The sequence below is a fragment of the Fundidesulfovibrio sp. genome, from assembly GCF_058402725.1.
Genome location: NZ_JBZVFJ010000354.1, coordinates 1 through 2,793 on the forward strand (window position 1 = coordinate 1; position 2,793 = coordinate 2,793).

The window sequence follows — 2,793 nt, forward strand, 5'->3', positions numbered from 1 at the left end:
ACATCGCGGACAGCAGGGTGCAGCGACGGAACCAGCGCAGCAGATACTTGCTGGGGTGGTATTTGGCGATCCCGTCCGGGCCGCGAATCGCGGTCAGAAGAACGGTCTGCTGCATGAACGGAAGGGCGTGAACCCATTCCTGCGTAACCGGGCCTTTGATGGTCATGGCCGTCACTCCCCGTCGTGTTCGATGTTGTCGCCATCGAGGTACATCCAGGGATGATCCTCGACCGCTTGGCGGATGACCTCGGGGGTGGCGTTGAAGGTCAACGCGGCCTCCTGAACGGTCACACCCTCGCGGTTCTGGCAGCACGCCCACATCTGGACGGCGTTGCCGAATTCGGTGGCCCTGGGATTGCCGTCGTCGTCGAACAGCAGTTCAGTGTCGTCGTCGGCCAGCTTGGTGATGGTCATGTGTTCCCCCTAGAAGAGGCTCAGTTGATGGGTGGTCGTCGGCGCCGCCTTCTGGCGGGGCGCGGCGGGCTTTACGGGTGCCGGCGCTCTGGTTGTCGGCACGGCGGGAATCGGTTTACGGCTGGCCGGTTCCGGTTGACGGACGCGGCGCGGCTGGGCCTCGATCGAGGCGGCGAAAGTGGACATGGGCGGCGACGGGGCGTCGTCGGCGGCCAGCAGATGGCGGGCGGGCGGAGCATCCTGGGCGGCGGCCTTGGCCTCCCACTCTTCCGCCCGCTCGCGGCACGCCTTGGCGGCCTTGGCGTGGTCGTCCTTCTCCCAGCCTTCGGTTTCCGCCACGCGCCGCTCGTGATGCTCGGCGAGCCACCGGCAGATACCGGCCTCGTGCATCGGGTCGATGGGCTTGTCGCGGCGGAAACCGGCCATGATCAGAACGCCTCCACCTGTTCCCACGCGGCGGTGACGATCCGCTGCCCGGTAGGGCCGATCCGCTGCCACGCATCGGCGATGGTGGGGAAATTGGTGTCGGCCAGTTTGGCGATGCTGGCCTTGGTGCCGACACCGAGGCAGAGAATCAGGCATTCCGAGGTGGACATGTAGCCCAGGTGCTGGTTGATCAGCCTGGGGTTGGAACGCACGGCGGCGATGATGGGGAGCATGTCTTGCATGGATCAGCCCCCCACCTTGGCCATTGCCGCCTCGCCAGCCGACGTCAGGCAGTAAAGGCTGATCATGCTGCCGAGAACCTGGACTTCACGACCGAAGACGGACAGGGTATTCCCAGGCGTCTCCCGCATGGCGAACTCGCCGTAGGCCGGCTGCATGAATCCGGTTGCCACCAGTTCATCAATGATGGGCTGGTGATTCTCGCTGTACACCCAGCGGGCCTTGTGACCGGGACCGGGTCGGCGGTTCTCGTTCAGGAAGGTGATTTGTTCGTCGGTCAACATGGTTCAGCCCTCCCCCGTGCTTTGGCAACGGCGGCGCGAAGGGCCTTCCCCAAGTCAGGGGCATCCTCGTCGTCGTACTGGTCCCAGCGAGACAAGACCGATTCCAGCACGTCCAGCATGTCCGGCGCGGCGGCGAGAAGGTCGCGGGTCGGAACATGCGGGATGCTTTCGGCGATCAGGTATCCGACGCCATGCGGTTCCTTGGTGTCGAACCCTTTGAATGCCGAATGGTCAACATCCTGCGGGGTGTTGGCATAGATCGCCGAACCGTGCGCGATGTACGGGCCGGGGGTGTGTTCGGTCGTCATGGCGTCACTCCCCCACCGGGCCGGCAAGGCCGCAGAAGCCGGTGGCGGCGATCTGGCGGACCTTGGTGTTGGTGGTGCTGGTGGACTCGCACGGGCCGGCCAGTTCGAAATTGTCGTCGCTGGACACCAGCGCCTCGGCTTTGTCCTGTTTCATGGAGAACACGCGGGCCATGCTGTACCAGCGCCAGGCCATGCACTCGGAGGCAAGGCAGCGGCATTCCGCCGGGTTGGGGTGATGGCCGTCGCGGTCGGACCAGCGATTGGCCGCCGGTTCTTCGGAACCGGACTGGTGCATGGCCTTGGGGCACCACTTGGTGCGGGCTTTGGCTTCGGTCAGCATCATGATCAGACTCCAACCTGCTCGCCACCCTGGGCGGCAGTGTGCTTTTTGATGGCGAAATAGACGGCCTTGCAGGCGGCCACATCGGCGGCGGCGCTGTGGGCGTTGGCGAAGTCCTTGCCCATGAAGAAGCGGTAGGCTTCGGCCATGTTCGGCGTCTTGAAGGAATTGCGGAAACTGGTGGTGGCCTTCATCCGCTCGGTCGGAGGAAGCTGAAGGATCGGCTTGGAGGCGTTGGCGGTGCAAAACGCAGCGCCCTCTTTCCACATGCCGCAAGGGTCGTCGGAATATCTCAGCCGCTTCAACTCGATGCGGACCATGCGGGCGTCGAAACTCTCGTTATGGGCGACGCGCAAAGAGGCCCTCCCCCACAACGCAATGAAGAGGTCCATGGCCGTGTCCATGATCACGCCGCATGCCTGGGCACGTTCGGTGGTGATGCCGGTGAGCCGGGCCACGTCCTCGGGAATGGTCCAGCCGTTGGGGCGGATCATCACGTTCATGCTGGCCTGAATATCTCCGGTCTCGCCGTCGCAAAGCTGCGCGGCAATCTGGGTGATGTGCGGCTGATCCGGGTGTTCGCTCGGTTCCTTCCAAAGCGGCAGGCCGGTGGTCTCGGTGTCGTAAATCAGGATCATCGGTCAGCCCCCCACCGTGAAGGTGGCCCGGATTTCTTCCAGCACACCGGCCCCCAGTTCGCGGCAGACCTCGACCGGCAAGGCTTCCCAAGCCGCTTCCAGATCGGCGTCGGTGGTGCAGGCCCGCAACGCGGCCAGTCCGG

General features: G+C 64.7%; 7 protein-coding genes. All 7 read right to left on the reverse strand.

Annotated features, from left to right (window positions below):
- Positions 1-171 precede the first annotated feature (171 nt).
- The 7 genes from ACV4UX_RS19545 to ACV4UX_RS19575 are packed head-to-tail and all read right to left on the reverse strand — an operon-like array spanning position 172 to position 2,650.
- Complete coding sequence (locus ACV4UX_RS19545) at positions 172-414, reverse strand: hypothetical protein (RefSeq protein ID WP_491594943.1); 243 nt, start codon at positions 412-414, stop codon at positions 172-174.
- 9 nt (positions 415-423) lie between these two features.
- Entirely contained in the window at positions 424-840 is a 417-nt protein-coding gene (locus ACV4UX_RS19550; RefSeq protein ID WP_491594944.1) for a hypothetical protein, read from the reverse strand.
- A 2-nt stretch (positions 841-842) separates the two neighbouring features.
- Positions 843-1,073: a hypothetical protein gene (locus ACV4UX_RS19555; protein ID WP_491594945.1), complete on the reverse strand. Its 231-nt coding sequence runs from the start codon at positions 1,071-1,073 to the stop codon at positions 843-845.
- Between the two features lie 12 nt (positions 1,074-1,085).
- Entirely contained in the window at positions 1,086-1,364 is a 279-nt protein-coding gene (locus tag ACV4UX_RS19560; protein WP_491594946.1) for a hypothetical protein, read from the reverse strand.
- Positions 1,358-1,672 (reverse strand): XkdD/Y8K6 family phage-associated protein, encoded by a 315-nt coding sequence (locus ACV4UX_RS19565; protein WP_491594947.1) that lies wholly within the window; start codon positions 1,670-1,672, stop codon positions 1,358-1,360. Before ACV4UX_RS19565 ends, ACV4UX_RS19560 begins: the two co-directional genes overlap by 7 nt.
- A 4-nt stretch (positions 1,673-1,676) precedes the next feature.
- The gene (locus ACV4UX_RS19570) at positions 1,677-2,015 is read right to left on the reverse strand and encodes a hypothetical protein (protein WP_491594948.1); all 339 of its coding nucleotides are present in this window, start codon (positions 2,013-2,015) and stop codon (positions 1,677-1,679) included.
- 2 nt (positions 2,016-2,017) lie between these two features.
- Positions 2,018-2,650, reverse strand: a complete 633-nt coding sequence (locus ACV4UX_RS19575; RefSeq protein ID WP_491594949.1) for a 3'-5' exonuclease — start codon at positions 2,648-2,650, stop codon at positions 2,018-2,020.
- Positions 2,651-2,793 lie beyond the last annotated feature (143 nt).